The organism is Pseudomonas sp. P5_A2_2 (genome assembly GCF_054177685.1).
Genome location: NZ_JBGCUL010000213.1, coordinates 1 through 6370 on the forward strand (window position 1 = coordinate 1; position 6370 = coordinate 6370).

General features: G+C 60.5%; 8 protein-coding genes and 1 pseudogene. 4 read left to right on the plus strand and 5 right to left on the minus strand.

Annotated elements, in window-relative coordinates; genetic code table 11:
- A partial coding sequence (locus ACXRVY_RS14235) for a bifunctional transcriptional activator/DNA repair enzyme AdaA (RefSeq protein ID WP_458237606.1) occupies window positions 1–567 on the minus strand: 567 nt, incomplete at its 3' end.
- 244 nt (window positions 568–811) lie between these two features.
- Here ACXRVY_RS14235 and ACXRVY_RS14240 point away from each other — a divergent pair.
- Window positions 812–937 (plus strand): annotated as a pseudogene (locus ACXRVY_RS14240) (phage late control D family protein); the annotation flags it as partial.
- A gap of 356 nt (window positions 938–1293) precedes the next feature.
- Here the strand turns inward: ACXRVY_RS14240 and ACXRVY_RS14245 are convergent.
- Complete coding sequence (locus tag ACXRVY_RS14245; RefSeq protein ID WP_223461846.1) at window positions 1294–1560, minus strand: GDCCVxC domain-containing (seleno)protein; 267 nt, start codon at window positions 1558–1560, stop codon at window positions 1294–1296.
- Between the two features lie 143 nt (window positions 1561–1703).
- On the opposite strand from ACXRVY_RS14245, the gene merR reads away from it, so the two are divergent.
- Window positions 1704–2099, plus strand: coding sequence for an Hg(II)-responsive transcriptional regulator (merR, locus tag ACXRVY_RS14250; RefSeq protein ID WP_223461973.1), 396 nt, complete (start codon window positions 1704–1706; stop codon window positions 2097–2099).
- A gap of 116 nt (window positions 2100–2215) precedes the next feature.
- Here merR and ACXRVY_RS14255 read toward each other — a convergent pair whose 3' ends face one another.
- Entirely contained in the window at window positions 2216–3112 is an 897-nt protein-coding gene (locus ACXRVY_RS14255; protein WP_458237607.1) for a DMT family transporter, read from the minus strand.
- A gap of 89 nt (window positions 3113–3201) precedes the next feature.
- Here ACXRVY_RS14255 and ACXRVY_RS14260 point away from each other — a divergent pair, with 89 nt between their 5' ends.
- Window positions 3202–4533: an aminotransferase-like domain-containing protein gene (locus tag ACXRVY_RS14260; protein ID WP_457266178.1), complete on the plus strand. Its 1332-nt coding sequence runs from the start codon at window positions 3202–3204 to the stop codon at window positions 4531–4533.
- 102 nt (window positions 4534–4635) lie between these two features.
- A complete protein-coding gene (locus ACXRVY_RS14265) occupies window positions 4636–5223 on the plus strand; it encodes a LysE family translocator (protein ID WP_223461840.1) in 588 nt (195 codons plus the stop codon).
- 60 nt (window positions 5224–5283) lie between these two features.
- Here ACXRVY_RS14265 and ACXRVY_RS14270 read toward each other — a convergent pair whose 3' ends face one another.
- Both ACXRVY_RS14270 and ACXRVY_RS14275 read right to left on the minus strand, forming a co-directional pair.
- Window positions 5284–6117 (minus strand): AraC family transcriptional regulator, encoded by an 834-nt coding sequence (locus tag ACXRVY_RS14270; RefSeq protein ID WP_223461838.1) that lies wholly within the window; start codon window positions 6115–6117, stop codon window positions 5284–5286.
- A 33-nt stretch (window positions 6118–6150) separates the two neighbouring features.
- Window positions 6151–6370, minus strand: a 220-nt coding sequence (locus tag ACXRVY_RS14275; protein ID WP_458237608.1) for a VOC family protein, incomplete at its 5' end; no start/stop codon positions are given.

A 6370-nucleotide genomic window follows, 5' to 3' on the forward strand; every position in this document is an offset into this window, starting at 1 on the left:
GAACAGCAGCGGCTCGCTATTGGCCGCGCGGCCCGGGGTGATGTGAAACGACTTCTGGAAAGCGTCGCGAAAACCGCTCAGGGACTCGTAACCGGAATCGAAAGCAACGTCGTCGATGGAGTCGCCCTGTTTGATCCCGCCCAGCGCCATGCCCAGACGCCGGGCGCGCAGCCACGCGTGGAAGGTCATGCCGAAATGCTGCTTGAACCAGCGGCGCAATTTCAGCGGTTCGATGCCTTCGGCCAGCAGATGGGCGTCGCTCCAGCGCTGTTCCGGGTCGCTGTCTACCGATGTAAACAGTTTCTGCACCCAGTCCGGCGCGCTGGCGGCGGTGTCCATCGGCTTGCAGCGCAGGCAGGCGCGATAGCCCGCCGCCAGACATTGTTCTGCGTTGGCAAAGAACTCGACATTCTCAGGCTTAGGGCTGCGGGCGGTGCAACCGGGGCGGCAGAAGATGCCTGTGGTCTTGACCGCCGTGAAGAACACCCCCTCGTAGGAAGTGTCTCGTTCAAGCATGGCGCGAACCATCTCGGCACGGGGCGGAAGCAGCGTTTTTTGTAGGTTCATGGGCGCAGCATAGATCGCGTCACGGGTGGCCTCCACCGGAAAATCGACAGCGAATTTCGGACCGGAAGGCAATCGACCACAAATAAAAATCCCTCAGGCACGACGAGCCATTAGCAGCACCGAAGCCGCAGCTGCACAGGAACAGGTCACGCTATGGGATTGATGGTCTACACTCGTGCCGCTTGATAACTCAAGCTCCTTACTTTCATACCCGCCTTGTGCGGGTTTTTTTTGGAAAAATTCCATGATCCCCAGGTTTCGCATCGTCGCCAATGGCGCCGACATCACGGCTTTGATCAATGATCGGCTGATCCAGCTGCGCACCCTGGACAAGCCCGGGATGGAGTCCGATGAGTTCGAGTTGCGCATCAGTACCTCGATTTTGGTTGACTGACTTCCTCGGGGCGTGAAGCTGCCGATCATTTRTGTTTATAAAATCAGGTAGTGATTCACTTTTCCCCTGGATCAAAGCCAATACAGGATGGCAATGGACCACAACCAGCCGATGCTGAGGGTGATCGTGAGGTAGATCACCACAAGCATCAGAGGCTGATTCCACATGACACACCTCCCATAACCGCTGCTTTTACGTTGGTGCCTGGTAAATTGGGAGCTCGTATGAGCAATAGAGCAATAATCAGGCCATTTGAGTGAAAGACGCTTGGCCGCAAGCCTTGGACCTTTAACTCTGCGTTCCAGGCTACTTCCTCCAGGCGAAAGCCGACCCTAAATCTCCCCCCCAAAAATGGGCTTCCCCACGTGTGGGGGTGCATCCGTCCCGATGCCACAGCATCCGCGCTGCTCCTGGATCGGCGGACACTTCATCGAGCCAAACGAGCAGAACACACAGCAGTCACCGGGATTTGGGCGTAACAGAGTCCTGCAATTGCCACATTCATAGAAAAACTGACAGGCATCTGTGGGCATGGCTTCCTGCTTGGCGAAACTGCAATGTGGGCAGGTCAACACGGATTCGAGGATGATGGCTCTCATGGCGGCCTCATTTGTGCACGGTGGAGGGAACGCCCGCATTCGTCCCCTTGCCAATTTGTTGAACCATCGTCTTCTCCATTGAATCGGTCTAACCTAGAGTCACTCTACACTCCGTACCTAGGTACAGAATCAAGGGGCGTGTGATAGCGATGGAAATGAGTATCGGCAAATTGGCGGAAGCTGCCGGAGTGAACATCGAGACTATTCGCTATTACCAGCGACGCGGCTTGCTGGATGAGCCGCCAAAGCCGCTCGGTGGATATCGGTACTATCTACCGGAGCAGGTCAAGCGGCTGCGCTTTATTAAACGGGCACAGGCGCTGGGATTCACACTGGATGAGGTGGGTGCACTGCTGACACTGGATGCGGCCAGCGCTTGTAGCGAGACTCGGGCACTGGCCGTGCGAAAGCTGGCCATGATCGAGAAAAAGATGGCCGACCTTGCAGCAATGCAGCAGGTGCTAGGCGAGCTGGTGCAGCAATGCGATGCCGGCGGCGGAGCCGCTTGCCCTATCATCAATGCGCTGAACGGGGAGTGATGTTTGGTTGCGGGGCCGCATGCATAGGCGTCAGGCCGGCAATCCGTGCCGTTTTCATCACGGTTCAGCGGTGGTCAGGCTCGTACATTCATGGGCGCAAACCACCGTACACCGGGCTATTTGGCGAATTTTTTCGCCCCGGCGACGCAGAGGATCACGRCAACGGTGACACCCAGCATGCCGAGGCTGACATGCTCATTCAGCAGGGTGGCGGCCAGGGAAAGCCCGAAAAACGGCTGAAGCAGTTGCAATTGCCCAACGGCGGCGATGCCCCCTTGGGCCAGTCCGCGATACCAGAACACGAAACCGATCAGCATACTGAACAGTGAGACGTAAGCCAGGCTGAACCAGGCCGGCGTGCTGATGCCGGTGAACGAAGCCGGCATGCGCATCCAGCTCAGCGCCGCCACGACCGGCAGCGACAGCACCAGCGCCCAGGAAATCACCTGCCAGCCACCGAGCGTGCGCGACAGCTTCGCGCCTTCGGCATAACCCAGGCCGCAGGCGAGGATGGCCAGCAGCATCAGAATGTCGCCTTGCGGGGAAGCGGTCAGCCCTTGGGACAGGGCAAAGCCGACCACCAGCAGGCTGCCCAGCACCGAGAAAATCCAGAACGCCGCCCGTGGCCGCTCGCCGCCGCGCAAGACGCCGAACACTGCTGTCGCCAGGGGTAACAGGCCGACGAAGACGATGGAGTGCGCGGACGTCACGTATTGCAGCGCCAGCGCGGTCAACAGGGGAAAGCCGATGACCACGCCCAGGGCGACGATGATCAGCGGTATCAGTTGCTGGCGCGCCGGACGTTTTTCCTTGAATAACCCCAGCAGGCACAGCGCCAGGATCGCAGCGATGGTCGCGCGCGCGACCGTCAGGAACAGCGGATCGAACTCCAGCACCGCCACTCGTGTCGCCGGCAGCGAACCGCTGAAAATCACCACGCCGATCAGGCCGTTGACCCAGCCGCTGGTGCTGTTTTCCAGCGTCTGGTGTTGCAGGTTCGAGGTCCGTTCCATTTGGCTCACGCTCGTTGTCTGATTGCACGAAACTCATCGTATGAGCGACTATCGATACAATCAAAAAATTGTCATGGATACATCTCGACATGCCTCGATCCCGCTACAAAGCCCTGGTGGATGCCTTTGCCGCCGAAATCCGTTCCGGGCGTTTGCCGCCCGGCACGCGCCTGCCGACTCACCGGCAACTGGCCACCGAGCACGGTTTGGCACTGGTCACCGCCAGCCGGGTGTATGCCGAGCTGGAAGGCATGGGGCTGGTCAGCGGCGAAACCGGTCGCGGAACCTTTGTCAGGGAAACCTCGCTGCCGCCGGGGCAGGGCATCTCGCAGCACGTGGTGGCGGCGGGGATGATCGACCTGAATTTCAATTACCCGTCCTTGCCCGGTCAGGCCGACCTGCTTCGCACTGCCTTGCGTCAACTGGCGCTGTCCGGTGACCTGGAATCCCTCCTGCGCTATCAGCCCCACGCGGGACGCCTGCACGAGCGGGCCTCGGTCGCGCGCCATCTGCTTGACCGCGGGCTGCACGTGCCGGCCGAACAGGTGTTGATCGTCAGCGGCGCCCAGCATGGCCTGGCGGTGGCGATGATGACGCTTCTCAAACCCGGTGATGTGATCGCCGCCGATGCGCTGACCTATCCCGGTTTCAAGACGCTGGCCGAAACCCTGCATCTGGAAGTCTTGCCCATTCCGGTCATGCAAAGCGGGCCTGATCTGCCCGCCCTGGAAAAACTCTGCCGCAGCCGATCGGTGCGAGCCGTGTACTCGATGCCGACCTTGCATAACCCCTTGGGCTGGGTGATGGACACCGTGCAGCGCGAGCAACTGGTAGCGATCGCGCGTCGGCATGACCTGACGATCATCGAGGATGCGGCCTACGCGTTTCTGGCCGAAAACGTACCGCCACCGCTGGCCGAGATGGCGCCTGAGCGGACGGTGTACGTGTCGGGGCTGTCGAAAAATGTCGCCACCGGGCTGCGCGTTGGCTTCATTGCCGCACCCGCGCAATGGGTCGCCGCCTTCGAGCGCACCATCATGGCGACCACCTGGAACACCCCAGGCGTGATGACCGCCATCGCCACGGCCTGGCTCGACGATGGCACTGTCAGCCAACTGGAATCACAAAAACGCGCGGACGCCCAGGCCAGGCAGGCCCTGGCCCGCGAGGTGCTGGCGGGGCTCAGGACCATCAGTCACCCGAACTCCTACTTCATTTGGCTGCCGTTGGCGGATGACGCCCGGGCCGACCAGATCGCCATGGCGCTGATGCGCGAGCAGGTGTCGGTGTCGCCGGCCGAGCCCTTTGCGATTTCGGCTCATGTGCCGCACGCGATACGCCTGGCATTGGGCTCCGTGGACATGGACTCGCTGCGCATTGCATTGAGCAAAGTGAAAAGCGTCGTGGGTTACTTCTCATAGAGATACAGGGTCATAGCGATACAGGGCAGTTTTCTTCAATACGCGAGCCGCTCGGCTCTTTACCTTGAGGGCCTTGTTCAACTCGATGGAAGAAGGTGTGCAATGAGTCTGATGATGTCCATGGCGGCGTTTGCACTGGTCGCCTCGATCACACCGGGGCCGGTCAATATTGTGGCGTTGAGCTCCGGCGCCCGGTTCGGCTTCAGGGCCAGTCAGCGCCATGTGGCGGGGGCCACGCTGGGGTTTGTCTTGCTGCTGGTGCTGATGGGATTGGGCCTGCATGAGTTGTTGCAACAATGGCCGGCGCTGACGCAGGGGGTGCAATGGGCGGGCGTAGCCTTTCTGTTGTACATGGCCTTCAGGCTGGCGGCTGACAACGGGCAGGTGCAAACCAGGGAAGCGGCTCAGGCCCCGTCGATGCTGTATGGCGCCATCATGCAATGGCTCAACCCGAAGGCCTGGCTGGCCTGCGTGGCCGGCATGGGCGCGTTTGTCGCTGATGGCGAGGCGCGGCTGGTGTGGCAGTTCGCGGCGATTTATCTGGTGATCTGCTATGTGTCGGTCGGTTGCTGGGCTTATGCCGGGACGTTCTTGCGCGGTTTTCTGAATAACCCGGCGGGTATGCGCCTGTTCAATCGCGCCATGGCGTTGTTGCTGGTGGTGAGTGCGGTATATCTGTTGTTGCCTTAACGACAAGCCCCCTCACCCCCAGATTCAGCCAAAGCCACAGATCTGGCCAAAGCCTCGGATTCAACCGCGATACTGCCCCGGTGTCGCCGCCAGATGCTGTTTAAACGCCCGTTGAAAATGCGCCTGATCGGCGAATCCCGCTTCCAGTGCCACGTCCGCGATCAGCTTACCGCTGCGCAATTGATCCTGGGCGAACTGGATGCGCCGGTTTACCAGGAACGCGTGGGGCGTCATGCCGTAATGCTGTTTGAAGGCGCGGATCAGGTAGGACGGTGACAGTTGCGCCGCCTCGCAGATGTCTTCGAGCCTGAGGGTTTGCGTGCAGTGGTCGCGGATGTAATCGGCTGCGCGCTCCAGCTTGAAATTGGGTTCACGCAGCGGTGGGTCGATCGGGTTCAATCGCTGCTGCACATCAGTGAAAAACTCCACGGCCGCACTGTGTTTGCACAGGACATCCTGCCGCGGATCGACCAACATTTCATACAAGTCCGCGAGGCCGGTAAACAGGCTGGCGTCCCGCGTATGGGTCGCCGAAAAGCGGCGAAACACCGCGTCATCGCTGAACCCGAGCTGATGCTGCAAATCGGTCAGCCACGGMGTATCGACGTACAGCATCAGGTACGACCAGGGTTGGTCTTCGATCGGGTTGCAGGCGTGGACGTCACCGGGGTTCATCAGCACCACCGTGCCGACGCTGACCTCGAACGCCGACTGCTCATGCAGATAAGTACTGCGCCCGGCGGTGATCGCGCCGATGGAAAAGTGCTCGTGGGCGTGCCGGGTGTAGCAGACTTCGCGCCCGTCGGCGATGGAGCGGGCTTCGATGAAGGGCAGGGCGTCATCGCGCCAGAAGCGCGGGGCCTTGTTGGCGTTCTTGGCAACGGCGTGCTTCATGCTCACTCCTCGGCAGGTCAGCGCCCGAGTGTATTAGCTCTCGCCGTCAAAGGCGCGCTGCAATGCCGCAATATCGAGTTTTTTCATCTGCATCATCGCCTGCATGGCCCGTTGGGATTTTTTCGTGTCGGGGTCTTTGATCATGTCCATCATCGCCACGGGCACGATCTGCCACGACAGCCCGAACTTGTCCTTGAGCCAACCGCATTGCTGGGCCTCGGGCGCGCCACCGGCCGACAGGTTGCCCCAGTAA